We start from the raw sequence: 26926 nt of genomic DNA, 5'->3' as shown, positions 1-26926 counted from the left end.
ATCCTCAACATTAAGTTGCTACGGCTTCCCAACTACCCTCTTTCCTCTCGCTAAGAACCTTGCCGCACTACGACGACCCAACCTTGTACACAAGTTAATCAAATTTCTCTTGATTTAACACGCGCTTTACATATAGTTAACAACTGGTCTGATGAGACTTATATACCGATACAACTATAAAAATGGAATTTCTAGCTTTTCCGAAAGGACACAAAGATATGAAACAAAAAGCTCTCCTAATCCCTCTTGTCTGGGGAATAACCCCTGCTGTCTTAGCCGCAGGATTTCAGGTAAACGAACACTCTGCGTCAGGCTTAGGCCGAGCGTTTTCTGGAGAAGGTGCAGTTGCTGATAATGCGTCGGTACTTGCGCGTAACCCCGCAGCCATGACCTTGTTTAGTACAGCACAGTTTTCTGGCGCTATTTCGGTCGTCGACCCTGACATTAACATCACCGATACGACTAACAATCAAGAAATGAAAGACGTCGCACCGATGCAAGTCGTTCCCGGTGCTTACTATATTTCTCCAATTAATGACCAGTGGGCATGGGGAATCGGACTGTTTAGTACCTACGGGGTGGCAACAGACTATCCAGACGCGAGTTATTCAGGCGACCTTGCTGGCGACACATCTTTAGTCTCAGTTTCATTGAATCCTAATGTCGCCTATCGTATCAACGATTCGTTCTCAATTGGAGCTGGAGTAAATGCCGTCTACGCCCACGCTAAGTTGAATCGCCACAAGGGAATCTTAGCGGATGCGGTCTTTGGTGGTGCTCCAAGTGACAAACTTATCTCTATGGAAGGCACCACTTATGCATTTGGTTGGAACCTTGGTGCTCTGTACGAAGTTAATGAAAACAACCGTTTTGGTTTTTCTTATCGAAGTGCGATTGACCTTGCGTTTAAGGATGGTGATTTCTCCAGCTATGACACGGGGATCTCTACTCCAGCGGATACCAAAGCCGACTTAGATGTCACACTTCCTGCCATTTGGGAAATCTCCGGTTATCATAAGTTTGCTAGCCGCTGGGCAGTACATTATGGCATTCAACGCACTGAATGGAGTGACTTTACAGAACTTAAAGCCACATCATCAACATGTACTGGGGGCACTCCTCCAGGAGTATGTTTCTATAAAGAGGAAGACTACAAAGACAGTAACCGTTATTCACTAGGGTTTACTCACTTCTTAAATTCAGATTGGACTTTACGCGCTGGTTTTGCTTACGACGAACAAGCCGGAAAAGCGACGTTGAGCATTCCGGACTCAGACCGTTACTGGTACTCAGCTGGTTTGACTTATCGTATCAATGACAAGATGACATTGGATGCAGGTTTTACCTACATCGATGCTAAATCAGGGTCATTTACTGAAAAGAATAAGTTAGATGAAGAACTCGTATTCACTGGTAAATCCGCCGCTTATATAAGCGCGATTCAGTTTAACTATCAGTTCGATTAATTCCGGGAGAATAACGATGAAAAAGCTACCACTAGCGCTAACCATTTCAGCTTCATTACTCATCTCTGCTTGCGGAGATGAAGGTGAACTCGTTGGTACTCCAACGACACCAAACTATGAACCTTATATTCAACAGTCCCTTGCACAACCAACCAAACTAGCTTTTACATTACAAGGCAGCAATGCAGACGTACCGTTTCCTACATTTGCGTTAATGAACCAGACTGATGGAACATTAGAATTACCAACAGGCGGAGATGATTCACTATCAAACCCAATAGCAGCAATGGGCCAGATGGATGGCTGGTCTACTACTTCGCCTATTTCTGTTAAATTTGGTGCCCCACTAACGCTATCACCAGATCCTTCCTCTGTAACTATCATCAAGCTAACTGAAGGTTTGACATCCGCATCGCCAGCGCCGGAAAGCGTACTAACTTATGGTACAGACTACGTTCTAAGCACTTCAGGTAATAGCCTCGTCATTGCTTTACTCAAAGCCCTAGAACCATCGAGTGAATATATCATTGCAGTAAACGATAAGCTTCTTGATATTAATGGTGAAGAGGTCGGTACATCTCAAGGCTATGCAGCGCTGAAATCAAGTGCAAAAACCTACACCGAAGGCACATTGGCAAGTGCACAAAAAGTGGTTCAAGGGACTGAACAGCTCATAGCTGCCGGTACTTCTAATGCAGTAAATACCACGAATATTGTCTATTCCACTTGGTTTTCTACTCAATCTGTTGGACAAACTTTGTTTGCGACTAAGTCTATGATCGCAGCGACTCTGCTGCCTGAGTACTCGCCAAGTGATATTTGGAAAGGAGTGGCGAACCCCAACAATGTAGCAATTGATAGCTTGGGTCAAATGACGTTTGGAGTGCCTGAAGACTATGCACAAGCTCTCGCCAGTGATAGCAATTTTATCAGTTACATCAATACCGAGGATGCACGCAACAAGCTCATTGGTGTTTATGCTAACGCGGGCACTGTTAGCGTCACAAAGGGCTCTGTCAAACTTCCGTACTACTTAGAAACTGGTGCGAATTGGAACACTCAACCGTTTGAATCAGGCTCACCCAGTTTAGCCGTTATTAACAGTATCATTAGTGACGACGATGAAAAGGCTAACTTTGTGGCACAGTTAGTTGCCAAGGGGATTGATCCTAGTGCTTTTGAATCCGATCCAGCATCGCAACTACCCAAACTAATGGGCACTACTTTTACTAAGTTGGATGGTTCACGGTATGACGAAGAGCGTATTATCACTCGTTACGCACCAGTCCCAGCTGTAAAGTCGTTACCGGACGTCAATTTTTTACTGTTCACTCCGACATCAGGTAGTATTTCTGGTTTAGTGATTTACCAACACGGTATTACTTCGGCTAAAGAGAACGCTTATGCTTTTGCCAAGAACTTTACTGATGCAGGTTTAGCGTTAATTGCCATTGATGCTCCCATACATGGTGAGCGTAGTCTTGATGCCCAACGTTCAGCCAACGTAAGTGTGTTGGCGTATATGAATCTGAGTGTCTTACCAGTCGCCAGAGATAATATTCGTCAGTCCATGTTGGACTTGATGACATTACGATATGCTATCTCAGCAAATCAAGCAGCTGGTGCATTGGCATCAACTCCCTTAGCTACTTTGCCAAACACCACTACAACACAACCTAGTTTCTTAGGACACTCATTAGGTGGTGTTTTGGGAGTCCCAGCCGTAGCGCAAGCTAACGCCAAAATGGGTAACACTGCCGATTCTATGTTTGGTTTTTCCAGAGCAGCTTTCGTCAACTCAGGAGGCCAAATTGCGAATTTACTCTTTGGCTCTGGATTCTACGGCCCGTACATCACACACAATATTGCACTTCAAGGTAGTACCGGTTACGGTTCTTATGCGAGTGCTAATTGTAGCGGAATATCAGAAGCGCAATGTTTAACAGACTTTGAGAGTACATCAAGCAGTAACTTACCTGCTCTACTGGCAGAAAACTTACAGTTTATCTACGCAACTCAAACCGTAGTAGATACCGCTGACCCTTATACCAACGCAGACACGTTGATTGCAGAAGGAACACCTGTTTATATGGCGCAAGTGAAGGATGATGGCACAGTGCCTAATAACGTTCTCAGTGCCAAATATGTCACGTCATCACCAATGGCTGGTACTGAACCTCTTGCTACAAAATTTAGCTTAGAAGTGTTCGATAGTGCGAAAGGGAGTGGTAGTAGTACTTCTCCATTTGTACGTTTTCGTGATATTGGTAAACACTCTACCTTCATTTCGGTCCAAGACACCGATAACCTGAGTGATTTAGCGTATCACGCAGAGATGCAATCGGAAGTTGTTAGCTTTTTAGCCACCGGAAGTAGTGCAATTTCTGACGCTAACTCAGTGTTAGAATAGAAGTTAATTAAGAGATATAAAGCGAGTCGTAGACTCGCTTTTTTCATTTTAATACATCAAGAGACATCAACAACTCTGCTATCATCATCAGCTTGGTAACGTGCCCATATCTCCTCAAGAGTTTCAGTCTTGAGACTTATCCCTCTCTCTTTTAGAAAATCCTCGTTGTACAACTTTGAGTAGGAACGATCCGCCAAGTCACAGCTAAAAGTAACAATTGTTTTTCCTTTGCCCATTCTCGCAGCAGTGTACAGCGCTCCCGCAACGTTCAGTGAAGAACTGCTGCCAAGAACAATACCGTCATGTTCCGCTACCAAACGAGAGATAGCTACTAAATCCTGATCAGGCAAAGTGATTGCGTGGTTGATTTTCGCCTGCCTGAAGTTATCTACCGTTCTCATAATGCCTATCCCTTCGGTAAATGAACTCCCTGTAGATTGGTATTCTCCGTTTTGCAGAAAAGAATGAATACCTGAGCCATCAGGGTCGACCAGCCACGTTTTCAGATTTGGCTGTTGCTGCGAGAGGTAGTGAGAGTTTCCGGCAATTGTACCACCTGTCCCTACTACAGACACTAATGCGTCTATATTGCCTTCGGTTTGTCGCCAGATTTCGGGGCCCGTGTTTAAATAGTGCGCTCGGTAATTGCTTAGGTTCTCAAACTGATCAGCCCACCAGTAATCTTCATGCTCCTCACCTATCCTCTTGGCAGTGTGGTAAAAGTGTTCAGGGTTTGCAAATGGGCAAGGGTCGACTAGCAACAGTTCTGCGCCATAGAGGGAAATCATTCGTTCTTTTTCTTTCGCCTGCCCTTTTGGCATCACGACCAACATCTTGTAACCAAGTGCCTTAGCCACTAGTGCGAGCCCGATGCCGGTATTTCCTGCGGTCCCTTCTACTATAGTCATACCGGGTTTTAGTTTTCCCGCGTCAATGGCATCGGTCACCAACTGAAGCGCGGCTCTATCTTTTATTGAACCACCAGGGTTCTGTTGTTCGCACTTGAGAAGAATGTTACAACCTGATATCTCTGAAAGGCTATTAATTCTGACCAGATCGGTGTCACCGATGAGTTCACTGACATTGTTTGCAATAGAGGCAATTGACATAATGGCTCCACTTATCTATCTGATTTATTTAGCATGTATCTTCATTGTTAATTATCATAAGCGTAGTTAGGTGGATTGCTTAGTCAAGATAAGCGCAAAGGAAGATGGTATTTATAAAGCGCTTTCGTATAGAGAAGCTCAACGGAGTTTGGTATTTTATCTTAAACCAATTACACATCAGACCACTCGTACATTCAGTGTTTAATGCCGTAATAGCAAGGTCAACGGGTCAAATGGAAACGCCTGTAAAACTCTAAAGGAATCAATTTTTCATGTTACAGAAAACGAAACATGCTTTAGTCGTCGAAGGCGGCGCTATGCGAGGCATCTTTGCCGCTGGTGTTTTAGATGGCTTTATCGACCACAACTATAATCCTTTTGATTTTTGTATTGGAGTTTCTGCTGGAGCGACTAATATCGCTTCGTGGCTGTCCAAACAACGAGGACGAACCTACACCATCATTGCTGACTACTCGTGTCGTCCAGAATTTATCAGCTTCCATAACTTTGCTAAGGGTGGTCACTGGCTAGATCTCGACTGGCTCTGGGATCATATTGCGATACATTATCCTTATGATATGCAAGCATTTAACGAACAGCCTATTCCTTTCCATATTGTTACAACCGACATTAACACAGGAGCTCCTGTATACACATTAGGATCACAAAGTAATTTAGAAATGATTCTAAAGGCATCATGCTCAGTGCCTGTCGCCTACCGAACGCCTATAGATATCGATGGAAGAAAGATGATTGATGGAGGAGTTGGTGATTCAATTCCCGTGATTGAGGCGTACAAAAGAGGCGCTAAGGTCATCACGGTGGTTCTGTCGCAAAAGCAAGGTTATGTCAAACGCCCACCTAAAGCACCTTGGCTACTGCGTCAATTTATGAAAAACACTCCTCTACTGGCAGAAGCTATGATCAACCGCGCGGATCAATATAACCAAACGATGGCGTTTATCAACAACCCTCCACCCGACTGCACTATTCACGTTATTACTCCAGAAGATAGTTTTTCTGTGGGACGGCTAACAACAAATAAAGACAAGCTTGAAGCGGGATATCAGATGGGGTTAAGAGCAGCAAACAAAGTGGTTCAGCAAGCTACATAGCGCGTGTTGTCTTGCGATCATCATTTAACTAATAGATAGAACTAAAAAAGCGAGCACTAGGCTCGCTTTTAACTATTCATTTTCTATTCTGGTTATAGTAGTTCTACCGACTGCTGCGCAATCACAAACTCTTCATTCGTCGGAATAACCATTGCTACAGCACCTAGCATCTCAGATTTACCGATGATGCCAGCGTTTCCGAAGCGAGCATCTTCGTTGCCCTTCATATCTTCTTTAAAGCCAAGAAGTTTTAGGTTGTTTAAAATTTCGCTACGGATTGGCATAGAGTTTTCACCAATACCACCTGTGAAGATGATCCCATCAAACGATTCTAAAGCTGCTAGGTAAGATGCAATGTATTTTGAGACGCGGTAAGTAAACACTTGAAATGCTAGTTTAGCGCCTTCATGACCTTCTTCCATCGCTTCTAAGATGCCACGTGCATCGCTCGTTAGTCCAGAAACACCCAGGAAGCCAGACTCTTTGTTAAGTGCGTTAAATACTTTGTCCTGTGACCAACCCTTTTTCAAAAGGTATTCAATAATACCTGGATCTAGGTCGCCACAACGAGTACCCATCATTAGCCCTGATAATGGAGTGAAACCCATTGAAGTATCGACTGAATCACCATTGTTGATAGCACATACAGAAGCACCGTTACCAAGGTGGACTGAAATGAAGCTAGATTCTTCAATAGGTTTATTGATCATCTTCGCTGCTTCGCGGCTTACAAAATAGTGGCTAGTACCGTGGAAGCCGTAACGACGGATGCCGTAGTCGGTGTATAGTTCGTTAGCTATAGCACCAGTGTATGCACGCTCAGGCATCGTTTGGTGGAACGCTGTGTCAAATACTGCAAACTGAGGAAGAGAAGGAAATGCTTCCATCGCTGCTCGGATGCCGATAGCGCCTGCTGGGTTATGTAGTGGAGCAAGATCCGCAAGCTTTTCAATTTCCGCAGTTACTTCTTCGTTGATGCGTACAGTCTTAGTGAATTTTTCACCACCGTGAACAATACGGTGACCTACGGCAACGATGTTCTCTTGTAGACCAAGTTCATCTGTTAGACCCACAAGCTTGCTGATTGCAATTTTGTGGTGACTGCCGTCGCCTTCGATAGCGATTTCAGTTTTTTCACCATTAAATTTCCAGCTCATACGAGATTCAGGAAGGCCAAAGCACTCTCCAAGACCAGACAGAACTGCTTCACCACTTGCTGAATCGATTACAGCGAATTTCAGAGATGAACTACCAGAGTTAATCACGAGAACAAACGAATTAGACATGGGGGGATATCCTGTTTTGAGCATTGATGGAAGACGACTTCCTAATATTTGTTTGTATTATTCAATATTTTTTGAATCTTTCAACTTTCTTTTATACAAACAACTGTATCAAAATGATATTTATTGATAATGATCAAGGTCCTATTTAATTCACATCTTGAATTTAATCGGTTACATCCCTTGATTATAGGGCAGGTTTACACCAGTTGCATATTCGTCATACAAAAAAGCCGGGCATGAGCCCGGCTTTCAACTATTTTTGAATAGAAGCGATATTATGCTTCGTCACGACGATTGCGTGAGAAACTGCGCTCACCACGGTGACTACCACGATGGTCACCACCACGGTTACGATCAAAACGACGCTCGCCATCACGACCACGACCACCTTCACGGTTGCCATCGCGGTTGCCACGATAACCACCACCCTCACGGTTGCCACGGTAACCACCACGGTTGCCATCACGGTTTCCGTCACGACGACCACCATCACGACGACCACGAGGCTCACGGAAATCAGTGAAGTCGACCACTACCGCACCCGCTTCTTTTTGACGAATACGTAGTTTACGAAGTTTACCAGCAACATCAGAGGTCATTTGCTTTGGAAGCTGAACGTAAGTTGACTCACGATCTAGCTTAATTGCACCAATAGAACCTTTAGTTAGGCCAAGCTCATTCGCAAGTGCACCTACGATGTCTTTAACTTGAACGCCTTGCTCGCGACCTACTTGCAGTTGGTATGTATCCCAATCGGCAGTGTTGAAGCTACGACGACCATCACGGCCTCCGTCACGACCACCTTCACGGCGCTCTTTACGACGTTGCTTATCACGCTCGATAGCCGCGATCATTGGATCTTCACCAATGTAGAATAGAGGACGTTTGCCTTGTTGACGCTTAAGTAGAATCGCTGCCAATGTTGCAGCATCGATTTCTAGGCTTTCTTGTAGCTTCTCTACAAGCTCAGCAAATTTGTCTAGAGACTTATGCTCTTTCTCTTGCTCAAGCTCTGCACCTAGTTTAACTAGACGAGCTTCTGCAACTTTGTCACGTAGAGGAAGTTGGATTTCTTCCATTGATGACTTAGTCACTCGCTCGATAGTACGAAGCATACGGATTTGGTTAGTGCGAACTAGAAGAATCGCCTTACCTTTACGTCCAGCACGACCAGTACGACCGATACGGTGGATGTATGACTCAACATCGAACGGGATGTCGTAGTTAAATACGTGTGTAATACGCGGTACATCAAGGCCACGTGCAACAACGTCAGTTGCTACTAGGATGTCGATAACACCTTGTTTGATGTGATCAACAGTGCGCTCACGCAAAGACTGAGGAATATCACCGTGTAGTGCTGCCGCCTTAAAGCCACGTGCAGATAGCCAGTCAGCTAGGCGCTCAGTATCTTGGCGAGTACGTACGAATACGATTGACGCGTCTGTTTCTTCAGTTTCAAGAAGACGTGCCATTGCTTCGTCTTTCTCTACACCTTTAACAACCCAGAACTGCTGCTCTACTTTGTCTACCGTGTGGTTTTTACCAGCAACGTCAACGTACTCTGGCTCACGCAAGAAACGATCAACGATCTTCTTAAGCATTGGAGGCATAGTCGCAGAGAATAATACGCGCTGTGCTGTTTCTGGTGCGTGCTCCATGATCTCTGTTACATCATCAACAAAGCCCATGTTAAGCATTTCGTCTGCTTCATCAAGAACGAACGTGTGTACTTCGTCTAGGTGTAAACGGTCACGGTTGATTAGGTCTTGAACACGACCAGGAGTACCAACAACAATGTGAGCACCGTTTTTAAGTGCACGCATTTGATCAACGATAGATGCACCACCGTAGATCTCTAAAACTTTTAAACCATTGATGTTTTGACCAAGGTTTTTCATTTCCGCTGCAACTTGGATAGCAAGTTCACGAGTCGGCGCAAGAACCACAGCTTGTGGTTTACGCTGGTCAAGATTTAGCTTGTTAAGTAGTGGAAGAGAGAATGCAGCTGTTTTACCAGTACCAGTTTGAGCTTTACCTAGCGCATCTTTGCCTGCTAGCAAGTGCGGAATTGCCGCAGCTTGGATAGGAGTTGGAGATACGAAACCCATTCCGTCAAGAGCAGAAAGGATTGAGTCGTTCAGCGCTAAATCGCTAAACTGAATTGAAGAATCTTGCATTGGGATCCCATTTATCAATTATTAACTAAGGTCCCACGAGCTCTACCAATTCCAAACTGATCCAGATTGCTTCTAAAGCAAACCTTAAAGAGCTGATTCCATTCAGATGCGGATAAGTAGCAAATCGCATCAAGCCGCTAGGGACGTAAACAAGGAGGCGGATTATTCCCTAAAAGCACAAAAAAAGCCAGAAAAAATTGAAATACATCACAATTTTCTTCTCGATGACAAAATTCTGTATAAAGCGTCATCAAATTTACATCTAATACGCTTAAAACCTAGCCTTTCCTGACTTATTTCGGCTAGGCATATTCCGGGCATTTGGGTATAGTGTCGGCACTTTCATCGTTAAGAAGTAGATACATGTTCCAAGACAATCCGTTACTTGCACAACTTAAGCAACAAATCCAAGAAACCCTTCCAAAAAAAGAAGGGACGATTAAAGCAACTGAGAAAGGGTTTGGCTTCCTAGAAGTTGACGCGAAAAACAGTTTCTTTATTCCACCTCCATACATGAAGAAATGTATGCATGGAGATAAAGTTGTTGCAATTATCCGTACTGAAAAAGACCGAGAAGTAGCGGAACCACAAGAACTTATCGAACAGGCTGTCACGCGATTCATTGGCCGAGTCAAACTTATCAAAGGAAAACTTAACGTTGTTCCTGATAGCCCTACTCTTAAAAAGCTCACACTTAAAGCCAAAACTAAGAAAGGCATTAAGTCAGATGATCTAAATGACGGTGACTGGGTCGTAGCACACGTAATTCGTCACCCATTAAAAGATGATGGCGGTTTCTTTGTTGAAATCACGGAAAAGATCACAGACACCAATGACAAAATCGCACCTTGGTGGGTAACATTGGCTCAAAACGATTTACCAAAGACTGAACCAGCCGGCCTTGAAAACTGGGAAATTAACGATCATTCCGATTTAGAGCGTATCGACCTAACAGACGTTCCATTTGTCACTATCGATGGCGAATCAACAAAAGACATGGACGATGCACTTTATGCAAAGAAAAATGACAATGGCAGTTTTGAACTCACCATTGCTATTGCCGATCCTACCGCTTATATCACACCAGAAGACGATATGGATAAAGTCGCCAGAGAGCGTGGCTTCACTATCTACCTTCCGGGACGTAATATCCCAATGCTACCTCGCGATTTAGCGGACGATCTCTGTTCGTTAATTGAGAATGAAGTACGCCCAGCGATTTGTTGCAAAGTCACAGTAAGTGCTGACGGCGTGATTCAAGATGATATTCAATTCTTTGCTGCTAACATAAAATCTCATGCACGTCTGGCTTACGACAATGTGTCTGATTGGTTAGAAACCGGAACATGTGTCAAATGGCAACCAAGTGAAGAAATCGCTCAAGTAGTTACTGAACTAAATGAGTTTGCCAATGCTCGCGCGCAATGGCGCGAGACACACGCCGTTGTGTTCCCTGACCGTCCAGATTATCGCTTTGAGCTTAGTGAAGACAATGACGTCGTAGCTATCCACGCAGATATGCGCCGTGTAGCCAACCGCTTGGTAGAAGAGTCCATGATTACCGCCAACATTTGTGCTGGCCGTGTTCTGAGTAAAGCGTACGGCTATGGCGTTTTTAATACTCATCTTGGCTTTAAAGCGGACAAGCTGAAAGATGTTGTAGAGCTCGTCAACCAAGGTAAAGAAGACAACCTTTATACTGAAGAAAGCCTGTCAACTCTTGAGGGATTTGCTCAACTCCGCCGTAATCTTGGTGGTTTAGATTCAAGCTACCTAGATAACCGGATTCGCAAGTACCAAGCGTACAGTGAAATCAGCAACCAGCCAGATGCTCATTATGCAATGGGCTTGGACGTGTACGCGACGTGGACATCTCCTATTCGTAAATATGGCGATATGGTCAACCATCGTCTGTTGAAAGCCTACATTCTTGGCTCTGAACCATCACAACAGCCAGATGATGCTTTAGGTGAAGAGCTTGCTCTACATCGTAAACACCATAAGATTGCTGAGCGTACTGTAGGTGATTGGTTATATGCTCGTACACTTGCTGACGAACCTAAGAAACAAACACAGTTCACCGCAGAAATCTTTGATATCAATCGCGCCGGTATCCGTGCTCGTTTGCTAGAAAATGGCGCTTCTGTGTTTATTCCAAACCCACTCATCGTTGACAACAAAGAGCGCATTGAAGGAAACAACGAGAACGGCACGGTTTCTATTGATAAAGAAGTCGTATATCGTCTAGGGGACACGTTTAAAGTAATACTGAACGATGTGAATCAAGAAACACGTAGCCTAATCGCTAAGCCTGTTGAAGTATTTGCTGATGCACCTAAAAATGCATCAACAGAGCAAAGCGATGAAACGGCTAAATAGCCAATAGCATCTCGCTAGATAACACAAAAAGGGAGCCATCGGGCTCCCTTTTTAATATGAATGATGTTTTGTCGTTCATGCGTCACCAAAAGTACGCTTTAGGATCTTTCTCAATCTCCCTCATCACCGCGGTAAGGTCCGTACTTTTACCCAGAAATGGATACAGCATCCAGTTGTCCCCTTCATCTTCATCGGGAACGAAAATCGACCATTCTCTGGTATTGGAATCGAATAGGACTTTAACGACGACACTGGTGTAACTGGAAGAGCTTGAGTCCAATAGATAATGAGCTTTAGAAAACAAGACGCCATGCTCAACCATTTCAAACAAAGACTTACCCAATTCAACGGGCATGCTCTTGTTACGGTTGCTGCAAACAATTTCGGCACATCTTTCTAGGCGACATTGTGACATTTCAATAAGTGTCATATACCCCACCTCTTGGCTGACTATGTGTTTAATATAACTGCTTTTTGGATAATATGTTAGCGTTCGACGCCACACGGTAACCATTTTTATCCTCTAATTTATTGGCTATGCAACTCCACTTCACAAAAGTGTCACACAAACGAAATATGATGTGGCAAATTATCACTTTAATTGGAGTTTCTCTATGCTTCGCGTCGCTTTAGCCGCTCTACTCTCCTTCTCTGCTGTAAACACCGTAGCAGCACAAGAAGTCAATATTTCTGGTTCTACATCTGTTGCTCGTGTTATGGATGTCTTGGCGGAACAATACAACACGTCACACAGCGACACGTTCATAGCGGTTCAAGGAATCGGTAGTACAGCAGGTATCACCCTAGTAGAAAAAGGGGCGGCGGATATCGGTATGAGCAGCCGTTATCTTACAGAGCGTGAAAGCAGTGAAAGTCTAGAAGTTTTTCCTATTGCTTACGATGGTCTAGCTATTGTTGTCAACTTGGCAAACCCGGTTCAAGACCTCACTCGAGAGCAGTTGTTTGACATCTATAAAGGGAAAATTAATAACTGGAAGCAAGTTGGTGGCCCAGATCAGAAGATTGCGGTTGTGACACGTGAGGCCTCTTCAGGTACTCGTTCAAGTTTCGAAAGTCTATTGGGCTTAACACAGATCATCAATGACAGACTAGTCTCGGATATCAACCCAACGAACCTCGTTGTGAATAGCAACAGTATGGTCAAGACCATTGTGAACAATAACCCACACGCCGTAGGATATATTTCTGAAGGTTCGGTCGACCGTTCAGTTAAAGCCATTAAGTTTGAAGGTGTAGAAGCAACCACCAAGAATATCTCCGAAGGAAAATACAAGCTCGCACGCCCTTTCCTTTTGCTACACAAGAAAGATGACATTGATGATGACGCGGATAAATTCATTTCTTTCGTGCTATCTAATGAGGGACAATCCCTCATCCAAGAATATGGCTACACGCCGATTAAAAAGTAGTAAAGTCATCGCTACATTAGGGAAAGCATTTGCTTTCCCTTTTTCGTCTCTACCAAGATTGGAATCGTTGAATACATAATTACGACACTTCTGCCGTTTCCCATGTTATCGCAACCTGCTATGTTGTTATTCGGAAATGGTTTATCCCCAATAGGAGTCTATTCATGATTGTCACTACTACTCAAACCGTTGAAGGAAAGCGTATAGTTGCTTACAAAGGCGTGATCGCTGGCGAAGCGATTTTGGGTGCCAATGTCTTCAAAGACATGTTTGCTGGCCTGCGAGATATTGTAGGCGGACGCTCGGGCACCTATGAGAGAGAACTACAACGTGCGCGTGAAATCGCACTAAAAGAACTAGAACAAAAAGCCGCTGATGCTGGCGCGAACGCTGTTGTGGGTGTTGACCTTGACTATGAAGTACTAGGGACTGGCAACGGCATGTTAATGGTGTCGGCGAGCGGCACTGCAGTCGTTGTTGATTAAAGATGAATAAATAAGGCAGCGAATGCTGCCTTATTTGGTTGCTCTAAAAAATATTAAAGCTTAGTTACCGTCAGCGTTGGATTGACTTTATTTGTTGCATCCAACTTGAAACGATAGTTTGCCTCTTCAGCAATATTTATAGTAACATTATCATTGCTACCTGCAGTAAGAGTGTTTGCCTCACCCAAAGTAACACTCACTTCGCCACCAAAGTTTGTCTCTGCGTTCCAAGAAGCATCGGCGACCTTCATGTTAAAACTCCCCGTTTGCACCTCTATATCTAACTGGTAAATATTATTGGCAATATAGCTAAACTTGGCATTGGAATTTTCCGCTGGGGCATCCCATGTCGTGATCGATCCACGTAAGTAGAGTTCAGTATTTCCGAATGGGGCGATACTAGATACATCTTTATTACTGTTGTCTATCGGCAAGCCTACACCCTGGCTCTCGCCTTGTGGAACTACAAAGACAGCGGTTGTCAATGCTGGTACAGAGAAGATTTCATTACTAAATGAGGCTGCTTTCACTTCACTATCATAAGACGATTTTTGAACCGGATGTAGTTCAAAACCGCTAGCTCCTTCAATCTTAAACTCCTTAGTAACTGCCGTAGAGTTAACCACAACCACCACCGCATCATATGCAGAATCAAGATCAGCGCCCGCGCTGGTTCCATCATCGATCGTCATGACAATTAAACCTTGTGTTTGGCCCTGACCAACGTTGCGGAAATCGACTCGTTTCATGACCTCTTCCGCACTATCTAAGCGGAACAGCTCACTACTACTTCTAATTTTAAGTAACTCTAAGAATTGTTGTTTGGTTAGCTCAATGTCCGTTGGGGAGGGTTTGACACTAGGATCAGCTATGATTTTTCTGATCAAATCCCAGTTAGCACCATCTTTGTCTTCTCGAGGTAAACCAACATTCCAGTTGTTGTCTGAACCATCGAAGCGAACGCGGTTATACCAATCACCTGAGTCATAGGAATCTCGCTGCATCGACTTAGATCGCAATAGCTCTGAGCCCATGTGAATAAATGGAATACCCTGCCCCAACATTACGGTTGAAAGCGATACAGTCTGCATTCTAGCTCGCTTCGCCGAATCTATCCCTGTCGCAATCTTGTAAGCGTTGTTGTCCCAAAGTGTTTGGTTATCATGCTTCGAGACGTAAGAGATATTCTCCGATGGGAACTTGGTATAGCCTGCCGGAGCGCCATTATAATCCACATCTTTGCCACGTTTAGTCTCACCAGTGTAATCCAAGAGAACATAGTCAGCTAAATTGCCCGCCATGCCTAAACGGACGATATCTTGGTTGTGAAGTCTATCGTTTGTTGTTTCAGCTGATTCGATTACCTCTTCATTAGGATAAGCCGCATTACCAAACCCTTGATTAAACCTCAGTGAATGGCGGCCATCGCTGTTAACGCCGCCATCAAAAGGACTACCACCACGTACTGCGTCACGCAATCGATCAGAAAACGTACCAATTTCAGTACCGGCCATAGCTAGCTGTGTGGCTTGCTCGAATCGAGCGTGATTAGAAACTTCACCGAAATCCCAACCTTCACCATAGAAAATAGTATCGGGATCAATCGCTTTCACTTTCTCTAACGCATAAACCATCAAGTCTTTAGGTTGGTGCCCCATAAGGTCAAAACGGAAACCATCGACTTTGTAGTCATCAGCCCAAACTAATAGTGAATCAACCATTAGCTTACCCATCATCAAGTTTTCCGTCGCAGTATTGTCACAACAGGTCGAGTTTTCTACGCCTCCGGAATTGGCATTGAGCCTGTGATAATACCCAGGAACAATTTTATCCAACACTGACTTATCATTTACGCCAGAGGCATTGGTGTGGTTATATACGACATCCATGACGAACTTTAGTCCCATATCATGAGTCGCTTTTACCATTTGGCGGAACTCTTTGATTCTTAGTGAACCTTCAGCGTCAGTAGCGTAACTACCTTCGGGAACCGTGTAATGAAATGGATCATAGCCCCAGTTAAAACTGTCATACATGCGTAGGTCATTCATCAAAGACTGCGCATTCGCGCTCGCCGGGTCATAGCTTTGCAACAAATCTTCAATGACTTGCCCACTATCTGCTGTAGAACAAACCGCAGCTTTGGCATTAAGAGCACATAGATCACCGACCGTATCGGTAATATCAACTCTATTGACCTCATCAACTGTAGCAATATCAAACACAGGTAATACATGCAACGTTGTTAAGCCTGCTTGTTGCAATGACTTCAGATGTGTTACTGACTCTCGAGTATCTTCGGTTAGCGCTAAATACTTGCCATTCAATGCCTCCGTTCCTCTAGAATCACTGAAGCTAAAATCACGTATGTGAGATTCGTAAAGGACATGATCCTCAGCTTTAGATAATTGAGGACGAGAATATGATTCGTTATTCCAACCTTCAGGCATTAATAACGTATCATCGAGATCTACAACTTGAGAATATAGAGAATTTGCAGACACGCTAAGTGAATATGGGTCGGTTACCAATCGCTGCTCCACTTTACCCGTCGTAGGATGGTACACCTTAACGTCGTAACGATAGAACTGGTTCAGCGCTCCACTTACGCCATCCGAGGACCATATGCCAGTATCTGCATCTTCAGTCATTGGATATACACTATCTAGGGTCTTATCTTCATTATAAACTTCTACCGACACTGACATTGCTGTTGGTGCCCAGAGTTTAAACGTCACATCAGTTCCTTCAACAACAGCACCGAGCGTTTGAGCTATCGCATTACCCCCTTCTTTTGAGGCAAACACAGAGTCAAGAACTCCAGCTGTTTGAAGCTCAGTGGCAGCAATAATTTTATTACTCTCGTTATACGCGGCTATCACAAGTTGGTTTTTCAAAAGTGTATGTCGTGTCTCCGCATTCACATCGATGTTCAGGGCAGTTAAGCTCGCTAGATGCTTATAGCGAGCCTTGAGTGTCTCAGGTAGCTCCCCAGAAATGGTGAGTTCAACGTGTCCATCTTGCCCTTGAATAGACCTATCATCATTCATTGTGATGCTGCCGTCTTCACTGTAGAACAGAACCACTTTATCTGCCGTCGAGGCGGCTTCCCAACCAATTGTGGCACCATCTAACCAGTGAGCTGCGCGCCCATCGATCGCGACAGGTCTATCAGCAGTAGGGACGTAATAAATTTGGCTACTGCCATGGAAACCAAATAATCCCTTATTGTCATCAAGTTGACGTAGTTGAACCTTGTGATTTCCACTCCCAAAGGCTTTCTCATCTCCTTTGTGAAGTATAAAGTTCATACATTCGTGAGGGTCTGATGCATCTGGGTTCACCTTCAGAACATAATAAGCGCCATAGGTAGAGCTAATCCCTGTATACCCAAATGGAGCATCCCAGCTCGTTCCACCATCACCAATATTCATTGCTTCTAGGTCAGTACTTTCACACCCTTCGCCATTCCACAGGTGTAACCCCCAACCAGCGTACGGGTCACCAGATTGAGCCGCTGAGTCACGTTTGTAATAGATGACGACTTCATTCTCGCCAGCCTTATACAAGCCATCCACATCGCCACTATTGCCACCAGCCTCTGTTCCAGACTCACTATTCGTATTGCATCCTGCGAGTAATACAATTGAAATCAGTGGTATAAGCGTTTTAGCTACCACTGTCATCTTCGGTTTATTATCGTCCACTTTTCAACCTTTTATTATTGAGGGTAAATCGGTTAGTTCACCCTCTATGCTATGAAAAGTGATGCTCAACAAAATGTGAACAATGCATGTTAAGTTTTTGTGTCAGATGAAATAAGGGTTTGATTGAAGCGTGTTCACATTGATAGCCATTTTTGCCAAAAAATATGCACACAAGCGCACATTTTTCAGTCTTTTTTTCTCAGGCGTAGCGACGACGGCGTAGAGAGATAGGATGAGAATTCATCCTCCAATACGAGATATAGATCTATTATTCACTCTTTGTTATTTTTCTTCGTTAAGAAAGAACGGCATTTCTACTGTTATATTGGAACTCCAATAATGTTCATTCACTAGGGAGAAAATCACCTTTTAACAGAATGACTCTCCTCTGTTCAGAATGATTATCAAGCTGGAAACAGTCAACTAATAAACCCCAAAGGCATCAACGCCTTTGGGGTTTTCCACACGTACTAACTGGCTAAACATTACTTTCATGTTATGGGCAAAAATAATTATCTCTGACTTACCCAAACAGAAACACTGCCACCATTGACCGGAAACTCAGCCCACCCATTCGCATCAGTCCATACATCTTCAGAACGGATACCAAGTTGGTCGGTATAGCGGGTACTAGGTGACCCTGTGTACATCCATTTCTCTCCACCTGGACCATCGCTCATAATGACAGCCAGAGAGTTCGGATGTTCAGTATTTCCTTCTCGGGTCCATCCAATAATATCCCAATGATCAAGGTACGAATTCTGCTTACCATACGCATAGTCTTTGCGAAGACGAACTAACTGTTCTAGATGGGGTACTTTAGCCATATTTATATGATGTCCCTTATCACTGTACTGTGCACCGTAATAATCCGCGTAGAAGATTGTAGGATAGCCTTCCTCTCTAAGAAGAATAAAAGCATACGCTAATGGCTTGAACCACCAATCAACGGGCGATTCCAATGCTTGTAAAGGCTGAGTGTCGTGATTTTCAACTAATGTCACCGCTTTAACTGGATTATCCTTCATCAAGGTTCCATCCATAATAGTGCGCATATCAAAGCTGCCACCTGAACGGGAGGCTCGATAAAAATTCATATGTAACGGTGCATCAAACAGCGACATACTGCCCGATGTCTTACTAATGAAGTTGTGTAAATTATTGACGTCATAGTTCCAATACTCACCAACAGTAAAAAGCTCCTTTCCTGTCTTCGTGCGCAAGTATTCAATCCACTCTTGCAAGTATTGATATTTTATATGTTTAACAGCATCCATTCGAAAACCATCTACCGCTGTCGTCTTGAGATACCATTCCCCCCAATCCTTAAGCTCTTGTTTTACTTCTGGATGATCCATATCTAGATCGGCATACATTAAATAATCATAATTGCCTTTCTCTGAGCTTACTTCCCAATCCCAAGCCTTGCCCTCTCCTTTGAACTTGAAGATCGCTTTTTCTTTACCTGCATCATCCCAATCTACGCCGTCAAAGTGATACCAAGTCCAGTGAAAGTCCGAGTATTTATCGTTTCTTCCCGGAAAGTTAAACTCAACCCATGCTTCAATCCACTTATCACCAAGTTCTATGTTTCGGTTATTCCAATCCACTCGCTTTGTATCGACCCATGACTTTCCATCAGCACCACCACGATGGTTGAATACGACGTCACCATAAACCTGTATGTTGTGTTTGTGCGCCGCCTCAATTGCGGATAAGTATTGATCCTTGGTCCCATACTTTGTACGTACCGTATCTTTTTGAGCGAATTCACCTAAATCATACATGTCGTATACGCCATACCCAACGTCATTGATACCTCCAGACCCCTTATATGCGGGAGGAAGCCACAATGCGGTTATACCGTTCTCAGAGAGTGATTGAGCATTATGTTCAACTTGCGTCCATAATGCTCCATCATCAGGGGTGTACCAATGGAAGTACTGCATCATAGTTCCATTCTGTGCAGCCCATGCGGGAGTACTCAGCAACAAAGCAAAAGGAATATAAAAAGAAGGGTGTTTCAATTTTGTCATCATGTTGTCTCACAGTTAGGGTCAATTGTGGACACGTTAACATTGGCACTAACCTACCGTTATTGAATCGACCCGCAATTATCGACCCAACAAATAACAATAAAAACAATTATTCAAAACTATCTGAGATGAAGTGGGATGTTGGTAATGGGAAATAATCAGCTTGGATGTAAAGCTAGAGATAAAACGAAAAAACCCGTCGATGAGACGGGTTTTAGATAATATGGAGGCGCCTCCCGGAGTCGAACCGAGGTCCACGGATTTGCAATCCGCTGCATAGCCACTCTGCCAAGGCGCCATAATTTGTCTGCTAACAATTAGCGAATAGATGGTGCCCCGGGCCGGACTTGAACCGGCACAGCGCGAACGCCGAGGGATTTTAAATCCCTTGTGTCTACCAATTCCACCACCAGGGCACGCAATTTCTTGCGATGCCGATTACTGAACAGTAAAACACCATCTTTTTCTTACCGCAGTTGCAGTAAGACTTTAATATGGAGGCGCCTCCCGGAGTCGAACCGAGGTCCACGGATTTGCAATCCGCTGCATAGCCACTCTGCCAAGGCGCCTTAATTTGGGTGCTAATTAATTAGCGATTAGATGGTGCCCCGGGCCGGACTTGAACCGGCACAGCGCGAACGCCGAGGGATTTTAAATCCCTTGTGTCTACCAATTCCACCACCAGGGCACGCAATTCCTTGCGATGCCGATTACTGAACAGTAAAACACCATCTTTTTCTTACCGCAGTTGCCGTAAGATTTTAATTTTGAGCGATTCACTAGGTTTCCGTTCTTCAACGGTCTTGGTGTGACGTTAATCTTGGCAAGGCTGCCTATAACAGTCACGCTAGTCTCGCATGCGTTTTCATCGGGGTTTCCCGTGAGAACGAGGTGTACTTTAACGGATTAAGTTTTTGCGTCAACAGTAAATTTTAACTTTATGAATCAACTGACTAAATATCGAGCCAAGCAGTATGAAGGCCATACAAATCGGCTAATTCAACACCACTTACAAGTTAGCTATCTTGCGATCCAGTTGATATTTTTCGTCTGTAATGATTTTCTCAAGAACTTCAACGCGCTTAGATAGGCTTTTTATTTGTTGCACCAACTCGCTATTCACATCGTCCGCACCTTCGATTGCTTTTTCGAGTTCAATTGCTCTCATCTTTTCGCGATGAGTGAAAAATGTTCGCAGCATACCTCGACCAAAAATAGCGCCAAAAATGATGAGAACAACCAAGACTTCAGACATAAGCACCTCCACGAATATAGTGATAACTCACCATAATCGTCGACTAACTTAAACGCAAACTGTTAACAATGCTGAAAATGGATTTCGAGGCTTAGATCTCAGACAACGTGAATTAGCTATCCAAAACGTTGGTGAGTACAGTGAGGGAAAACTCTTAGAGCCAAACGAACGAAACCCCGACGATTGTCGAGGTTTCTGAATAATGGAGGCGCCTCCCGGAGTCGAACCGAGGTCCACGGATTTGCAATCCGCTGCATAGCCACTCTGCCAAGGCGCCTTTCTATTAACACACTGAGCTGCTGCTCCGTCGTGTTCGGGGCGTACTTTACGGAATACTCAACATTAGTCAAACAAAAAAAGATATTATCTCTCCGTTTGTCCAGATTAACGGCAATATGCTTAATCAAGCAGCGATCTAATGGACTAAGCGTACTCACCGTCACATCTCTTAGTGTGTTTCACCACTTTTTCATCAAACGCCCCACCAAGTTTGGATGATAGGACCAGCAATGATCAAACATACTCATCAGTGCGGGGTTGCCATACTTAGACAGGTTGATGGCGTGAAAGCGGTTTTTACGCTCTTTTAGTTGGTCGACTTTTTGTATCATCTCTTCGGATTGTTCCGGCGCGATAAAGTCAGAAATCACAACCATGTCTGCGTTTTTATAAGTATCGGTACCCATCAAATCGATAGACTGAACTAATACGGGTTCTAAGTCAGTTCCACCATGAAATGAATAGCTCAGAAAATCAGCAGCTTCTCGCAAACCATCTTGCTTAGTCAGTTCATACGTAATGTGTGTAGTAGAAAACAGAATCACATAGCATTCGCGATCTTCAGCCAAAGCAATTTGCATCAGTGCGTAAGCCATTGCTTTGGCACACTGCTCAGGAAATCCACTCATCGAACCAGATGCATCGATACAAACAATAAATGGCCCCTTCTCTATTTCCACCTTACCGTTATCCGGTTTACTAGTCCGTACTTTTTTAAGTGTGCGTGATTTTCCTTGAGTTTTGTAGTTCATTAAGCGTTTATCAGCGAGATGTTTGTAAAACACCACTTCCAATTCAGGATAAGCGAGAAACATGGTTTCATTAGGAAGCAGTTTATTCAGGTCGTCGGACTCGTGAATGCCTACAATATCATCCGTCGCCTCATCACTTTGCTCTTCAACCATCTCAACATCATCAGCTTGTGCTTTATTAAGTTCAGGATCATCCTGATCATTTGCCATTCGTCCAAGCTGTTCTGCTATCTCTTGTAGTCCCTTATTCTTCTTAAGAAACTCGGCATGGTTGTGCATCACTTTTAGATCAGTCTTGGTGAGTTTCGCAGAGGCCATATCCCACAAACGGCCCATGGCTGCTTCGTCACCCTGCTCCGTCACGGTATCCATGTTTTGCATGGTTTCCATTCGTTGATACAAATCGGCGAGAAACTTCTCTTTACTTGCTTCTAACTCAGAGACCTCGGCTTGTTTAATCGCATCCGCTAGACTCTTATACCAAAGATCGCAAAAGAAACGGGGAAACATGGGATTATTAACTGACTTGTTTTTTTCTAGCAGACGTCTCGCCTGCATGTAGAACGCAGAATGCCACTCAAGTTGCTTGACGACATCATTAATGCGTTCAAAAAAAGTCGCTTCATCCCAGTGGATGACCTCTTGATAGAGTGCAAGTTCTTTCTGGAAACGTTCGGTCTCACAAACACGAGTCATACGTTTTTTTACCGAGCCACGCCACTTCAACAAATGGCCTTTGACTGCAGAACGAACGCCGCGCTTTTCTGTGAGCGCAACAACTTGAGAGCGAGCCATCAAATCATTAACTGCCGAATCAATTAGACCTGAATCAGCAATCATTAGCGCCAAGTTTAATCCGTCTGCTCCGAGCATCCATGCCTCCGGTGTTTTATCTTACGATGTCACTCAACCAAGTTAGCTAGCCATCTAATTAAGTAAAGTTCCTAAGCGAGCTTTCTAGGCAAAAAAGTCATTTAATCCTTTGATCCTGGCGACTGCTTTCTCAGCTTCGGCATTAGTAGTTTCGAGTGTTTGCGTGACTGTTTGTAAGCTCACTTCCATCTCTGTTGGTATCTCTTGTTGAATAAAGCCGTGTGGCAGAGCGCCATGGAAGTTAGAGCGTACTTGTCTAAGGTGATATTCTGCATGAGTAAGCTGCGTTAATACCTGATCAGCTCTCGTCGTCCACTCTTGAAGTAAATTGGAGTCAATACCAGAAGTGGTCACAAGTGTGGTTAGAACAGAGCGATTAGCGATATCTTTAATAACGAGGTTATTGGCAGCGTCAATATCAAGCTTCAAGCGGCACAAATGCGTATTTTGGTTTACATAACCATACACCTCACTGCCACCTTCTTTGATGGCTCGGCTAAGCTCATCTTTTGCTACATAGACCCAGCGGCTATCGCCTTTTTCACTCTCAGATACTGACATGTTGCTTTGCAGCAAGACCAATTTGACTAGGTCCGTAGCCGGACCAACTTTGTATGACTTGGCGTTGCTAATATCGTATTGGTATACATCTTTTCGAAGCAGCCCCGTCGTGGATTCCATAGAAAGAGGCATCGCAAACTCAGCTTCGATTTCATCTTGAATATCAGCCAATTGCTCTTTACCTTCTTCGATCTGTTGGAATACTTCCTGTTGATCAAAGGCGTAGTTCAACGCAAAGTCACGAACAACATCGCGAATAATTTCTAGTGATTCTGGACTGTTCCACAAGCAGTCTTGTAATAGTAGTAAGTCGAGTGGGTTGACGCTATCGCGACCATTAAAGAACGCACTCGCCTTAAGAAGTTTTACCGCTTTCTTCCAACGGCGGTCGGAAACATATAGATCTGACTCAGAGAGTCTGCCTTGGTTTTCTTCCGCTGCGGACTCTAGCAAGGTTTTAAGTTGATAGAGTTTTTCAAAGACGGAATCGGTCAACTTGACGTTATCGAGTTCGCGTTGCCATTGATGATATTCCTGATCGGTAATCGCCAAACCTTCGGGGATCTTCGCTTCTTCAGTTGTGCCAACCGTTAACATCGATTTGAAGTTCTGTTTATTCTGAATACGATTTACAAATATGCGTACCAACATACGGTCATAGAGAGCTTCCAAACCGCTGTCTTCATCTGGCAGTTCATTTGAGGCGGAAACCAGCAAGCGCATAGGTACTCTTTCAATATCACTACCGTTCTTAAATGTTTTCTCATTCACGACGGTTAGTAATGTGTTTAAGATTGCAGGACCTGCTTTCCAGATTTCATCTAAGAAAACCACTTGAGCGGTAGGTAAGTAACCTTCGGTTAATCTTAAATAACGTCCGTTGTCTTTGAGCTCTTGAATACTAAGGGGGCCAAACACCTCTTCAGGGGTAGAAAAACGTGTCATTAAGTATTCAAAATAACTACTGTTATCAAATGCTTGTATCAATCGCTTCGCAATTAGGCTCTTTGCTATTCCAGGCGGGCCAAGCAAAAAGACACTTTCTCCTGCAAGGGCGGCTAATAAGCAAAGCTTTATGGTCTCTTCTCGTTCGTAAACGCCATCGGAAAGTGCTGAGGCGAGTTTATTAATTCGTTCAGATAGCAACGCTTTATCAGCGTGGGAAACAACTGTGGGCTTTATCATGCCAATACCTCTGTGCACAAAACAGGAATGCATAAATGATTTTATACATTTGTTATTATTATGTTACAAGATTTTTCATTCATGCTTTATTTAAAGCATGACCGCAAACCTAAAATTATCAAGCTGATTTTTATAGAGTTTTGTCACTAAGAGTCGCTTCAAACAGCAGAACTCATTAGCCGAAAGTATGAGAAAGCGCCTGTTTTGCTCTATTAAATTGGAACGTAGGTTTTTTAATGAACTGTCCGACGAGACTGGGGTGATAACGCCATTGTGTATCGAATAGCCCCAAAACTTCTGGGTTACCATATTTTGAGAGACATAAAGAGTGGAACCGATTGTAGCGGCCACGTAATGACTCTACTCTTTCGACAATCTCCTGTTCCTGCTTAGGTGCGACGAAATCGGAGATCACCAGCAAATCGGCATTTTTGTATTGCTCACCTTGCATCAGTTCCACTGCGTGATCCAAGACCTTTCCAAGATCGGTTCCGCCTTTAAAGGTATAAGACAAAAAGTCACTCGCTTCTTTCAGTCCAGTCGTCCCTGTTAAGTCATAACTAATGAACGTGGAGGAGAACAATATGACGTGGCACTCGCGTTGTTGTTGTGCCGCCATTTTCATTAGTGAATAAGCGATAGCTTTCGCTGATTTTTCCGGAGCACCCTGCATTGAACCTGAGACGTCTATCGCGATAAGCATAGGGCCTGTCTCTTTTTCTGCTTCACCAGTCGCTGTTTTAGGTGAATGTAATTGACGAACCGTACGTTGTTTACCTTCTGATTTGTAGGTTAGCAATCGTTTTTCCACCAAGTGTTGATAGAAAATGGTTTCTAATTCTGGGTAGGCCAAATACATGGTCTCATTAGGAAGAAGATTGTTGATGTCGTTACTTTCGTGAATGCCCACAATATCATCTGTCGCAAAGTCCGCTCTCTCTTCAACGACCACTTCATCGTGGCTCAATGCTTTATTTAGCTCTGGAGCGTCCACTTCTTCTGCCATACGTCCGAGTTTGTCGGCAATACGTTTTAGCTCTTGATTGTTCTCAAGGTACTCTGCCGTACGTTCTATGTGTCGCCAATCCTGTTTTGTTAGTTCTGCTCCTGCCAAATCCCAAAGCCTTCCCAATTTGCCCTGTTCGCCACCTTTTTGCAGGTTCTCCATATCTTTTAAGGTATCGATTTTCTGATACATCTGTTTTAAGAATTTAGACTTCTGCTGGTCAACTGTTTGTTGTTGTTTCGACTCAACGGCCTGTTTTAAGCTTTCATACCACTGTTTACAAAACTGACGAGCAAACAGTGACCGTGGGTAAGCATCGATATTGCTCGCTAACTGACGAGCTTTGGGTAGGAATTGCGAATCTTCAGGCAGCTGCTCAATCAATTGACTCAATTGGCTATCAAACTCTTGCTCCGTTAGATAGACTGCACGTTGATAAAGTTCGAGTTCAGATTGCAGAGACTCGGTCTCTTGACCTTTTACGAGCTTGCGTTTAACAGATTTAGACCATTTGGCCATTGATGCTGTTAAGCTTTGCTTAAGTCCCTCATCGCTGCCCATCGCCAACAGGTCTGTTTGCTGCATGATGTCTCTAACCGCAGAATCAATAATTCCTGATTCTGCTACCATCATCGCCAAATTTAGACTGTCCGCACCAAGCATTTCGTTACCTATAAATAAACTTCACAACCGTGTAGACCTCTTGATATACCTAAATTTTTCATTGTATTACAGGTAAGAAACCCTAGTTTTCATTTTCGATCGCCATTTAATAAAACGATCCCCTTCTTATCCATCGACTTTTATGTCACGTTATGGTCATATTGAACCCTGATTACGTAAACCTTCTACGTACTTTATATCTAGCCATCAACGGATGATTTTATGGCCCAAAGAACAATTCATCAGTGGAAATCCATTGCTCTCGTAGAAGAAGACATTGAATTACCAAATCAAAAAAACATTACGCACACGACAATTAAACACCCCGGCGCTGCGGTCATCCTTCCAGTTACCGAATCCGGCGATATCATGCTATTAAATCAATATCGGCCCTCACTTAAGAAGTGGCTTTTAGAGCTTCCCGCCGGGACGATGGAACTGAATGAAAACGCTGAAAATTGCGCACACAGAGAACTGATTGAAGAAACGGGCTTCGAAGCTGGTATTATGATTTCTCTAGGACAGGTAACACCACTCGCTGGCTTTTGCGACGAAATACAGCATCTGTATATTGCAAAATCACTAAAACCGAATCGCAGTTTAGCATGCGATGATGATGAAGTAATTGAGTTAGTGACAATGTCACTAACTCAATTACAACAAAAAATAATCGATGGTGGCATCACGGATGCCAAAACAATAGCGTGCTTAAGCAAAGCGACGCTATGTGGATACATTTAGGAGAGTAT

17 protein-coding genes and 5 tRNA genes are annotated in these 26926 nt (G+C 43.8%); 7 read left to right on the top strand and 15 right to left on the bottom strand.

Annotation, left to right across the window (positions count from 1 at the left end; translation table 11 throughout):
• Positions 1–218: 218 nt before the first annotated feature.
• The gene (locus tag VME0621_RS00830; protein WP_038226987.1) at positions 219–1466 is read left to right on the top strand and encodes an outer membrane protein transport protein; all 1248 of its coding nucleotides are present in this window, start codon (positions 219–221) and stop codon (positions 1464–1466) included.
• A 16-nt stretch (positions 1467–1482) separates the two neighbouring features.
• Positions 1483–3876, top strand: coding sequence for a VolA/Pla-1 family phospholipase (locus tag VME0621_RS00825; protein WP_062463865.1), 2394 nt, complete (start codon positions 1483–1485; stop codon positions 3874–3876).
• A gap of 56 nt (positions 3877–3932) precedes the next feature.
• Here the strand turns inward: VME0621_RS00825 and VME0621_RS00820 are convergent, their stop codons facing one another.
• The gene (locus VME0621_RS00820; RefSeq protein WP_006071694.1) at positions 3933–4985 is read right to left on the bottom strand and encodes a cysteine synthase A; all 1053 of its coding nucleotides are present in this window, start codon (positions 4983–4985) and stop codon (positions 3933–3935) included.
• Between the two features lie 272 nt (positions 4986–5257).
• Between VME0621_RS00820 and VME0621_RS00815 the strand changes: the two genes are divergently transcribed.
• Positions 5258–6100, top strand: coding sequence for a patatin-like phospholipase family protein (locus VME0621_RS00815; protein WP_062463867.1), 843 nt, complete (start codon positions 5258–5260; stop codon positions 6098–6100).
• Between the two features lie 92 nt (positions 6101–6192).
• On the opposite strand, the gene VME0621_RS00810 is transcribed toward VME0621_RS00815, so the two are convergent.
• Together VME0621_RS00810 and VME0621_RS00805 are read right to left on the bottom strand one after the other, a co-directional pair.
• Positions 6193–7386 (bottom strand): acetate/propionate family kinase, encoded by a 1194-nt coding sequence (locus VME0621_RS00810; protein ID WP_062463869.1) that lies wholly within the window; start codon positions 7384–7386, stop codon positions 6193–6195.
• A 275-nt stretch (positions 7387–7661) separates the two neighbouring features.
• Positions 7662–9566 carry a DEAD/DEAH box helicase gene (locus tag VME0621_RS00805; RefSeq protein ID WP_006071603.1) on the bottom strand — a complete coding sequence of 635 codons (1905 nt, stop codon included), beginning with the start codon at positions 9564–9566 and terminating at the stop codon, positions 7662–7664.
• A 363-nt stretch (positions 9567–9929) separates the two neighbouring features.
• Here VME0621_RS00805 and rnb point away from each other — a divergent pair, with 363 nt between their 5' ends.
• Positions 9930–11945 carry an exoribonuclease II gene (gene rnb, locus VME0621_RS00795; protein WP_065311640.1) on the top strand — a complete coding sequence of 672 codons (2016 nt, stop codon included), beginning with the start codon at positions 9930–9932 and terminating at the stop codon, positions 11943–11945.
• Between the two features lie 82 nt (positions 11946–12027).
• Here rnb and VME0621_RS00790 read toward each other — a convergent pair whose 3' ends face one another.
• Positions 12028–12375: a DUF3024 domain-containing protein gene (locus VME0621_RS00790; protein WP_062463879.1), complete on the bottom strand. Its 348-nt coding sequence runs from the start codon at positions 12373–12375 to the stop codon at positions 12028–12030.
• A gap of 184 nt (positions 12376–12559) precedes the next feature.
• Here VME0621_RS00790 and VME0621_RS00785 point away from each other — a divergent pair, with 184 nt between their 5' ends.
• Together VME0621_RS00785 and VME0621_RS00780 are read left to right on the top strand one after the other, a co-directional pair.
• Complete coding sequence (locus VME0621_RS00785; protein ID WP_062463875.1) at positions 12560–13375, top strand: phosphate ABC transporter substrate-binding protein; 816 nt, start codon at positions 12560–12562, stop codon at positions 13373–13375.
• Positions 13376–13539: 164 nt separating this feature from the next.
• Positions 13540–13860, top strand: coding sequence for a heavy metal-binding domain-containing protein (locus VME0621_RS00780; protein ID WP_006069660.1), 321 nt, complete (start codon positions 13540–13542; stop codon positions 13858–13860).
• Positions 13861–13913: 53 nt separating this feature from the next.
• Here the strand turns inward: VME0621_RS00780 and pulA are convergent, their stop codons facing one another.
• The 11 genes from pulA to VME0621_RS00725 form a co-directional block, all read right to left on the bottom strand.
• Positions 13914–17546, bottom strand: a complete 3633-nt coding sequence (gene pulA, locus VME0621_RS00775) for a pullulanase-type alpha-1,6-glucosidase (RefSeq protein ID WP_062463881.1) — start codon at positions 17544–17546, stop codon at positions 13914–13916.
• 533 nt (positions 17547–18079) lie between these two features.
• Positions 18080–19603: an alpha-amylase gene (gene amyS / locus VME0621_RS00770; RefSeq protein ID WP_099046343.1), complete on the bottom strand. Its 1524-nt coding sequence runs from the start codon at positions 19601–19603 to the stop codon at positions 18080–18082.
• Between the two features lie 224 nt (positions 19604–19827).
• Positions 19828–19901, bottom strand: a tRNA-Cys gene (locus VME0621_RS00765).
• A gap of 31 nt (positions 19902–19932) precedes the next feature.
• A tRNA-Leu gene (locus VME0621_RS00760) sits at positions 19933–20019 on the bottom strand.
• Positions 20020–20098: 79 nt separating this feature from the next.
• Positions 20099–20172, bottom strand: a tRNA-Cys gene (locus VME0621_RS00755).
• Between the two features lie 32 nt (positions 20173–20204).
• A tRNA-Leu gene (locus tag VME0621_RS00750) sits at positions 20205–20291 on the bottom strand.
• Between the two features lie 321 nt (positions 20292–20612).
• Entirely contained in the window at positions 20613–20858 is a 246-nt protein-coding gene (locus tag VME0621_RS00745; RefSeq protein ID WP_065311639.1) for a nitrite reductase, read from the bottom strand.
• Between the two features lie 203 nt (positions 20859–21061).
• Positions 21062–21135: transfer RNA gene (locus VME0621_RS00740), tRNA-Cys, on the bottom strand.
• 181 nt (positions 21136–21316) lie between these two features.
• The gene (gene viaA / locus VME0621_RS00735; RefSeq protein ID WP_062463854.1) at positions 21317–22762 is read right to left on the bottom strand and encodes an ATPase RavA stimulator ViaA; all 1446 of its coding nucleotides are present in this window, start codon (positions 22760–22762) and stop codon (positions 21317–21319) included.
• 84 nt (positions 22763–22846) lie between these two features.
• Positions 22847–24508: an ATPase RavA domain-containing protein gene (locus VME0621_RS00730; RefSeq protein WP_062463852.1), complete on the bottom strand. Its 1662-nt coding sequence runs from the start codon at positions 24506–24508 to the stop codon at positions 22847–22849.
• Between the two features lie 175 nt (positions 24509–24683).
• Entirely contained in the window at positions 24684–26177 is a 1494-nt protein-coding gene (locus tag VME0621_RS00725; protein ID WP_062463850.1) for a VWA domain-containing protein, read from the bottom strand.
• A gap of 222 nt (positions 26178–26399) precedes the next feature.
• On the opposite strand from VME0621_RS00725, the gene VME0621_RS00720 reads away from it, so the two are divergent.
• Complete coding sequence (locus VME0621_RS00720; RefSeq protein WP_062463848.1) at positions 26400–26918, top strand: NUDIX hydrolase; 519 nt, start codon at positions 26400–26402, stop codon at positions 26916–26918.
• Positions 26919–26926 lie beyond the last annotated feature (8 nt).

It is taken from the genome of Vibrio mediterranei (assembly GCF_900088415.1).
Classification (GTDB): Bacteria; Pseudomonadota; Gammaproteobacteria; order Enterobacterales; family Vibrionaceae; genus Vibrio; species Vibrio mediterranei.
This window is presented reverse-complemented; position numbering and strand designations above follow the sequence as displayed.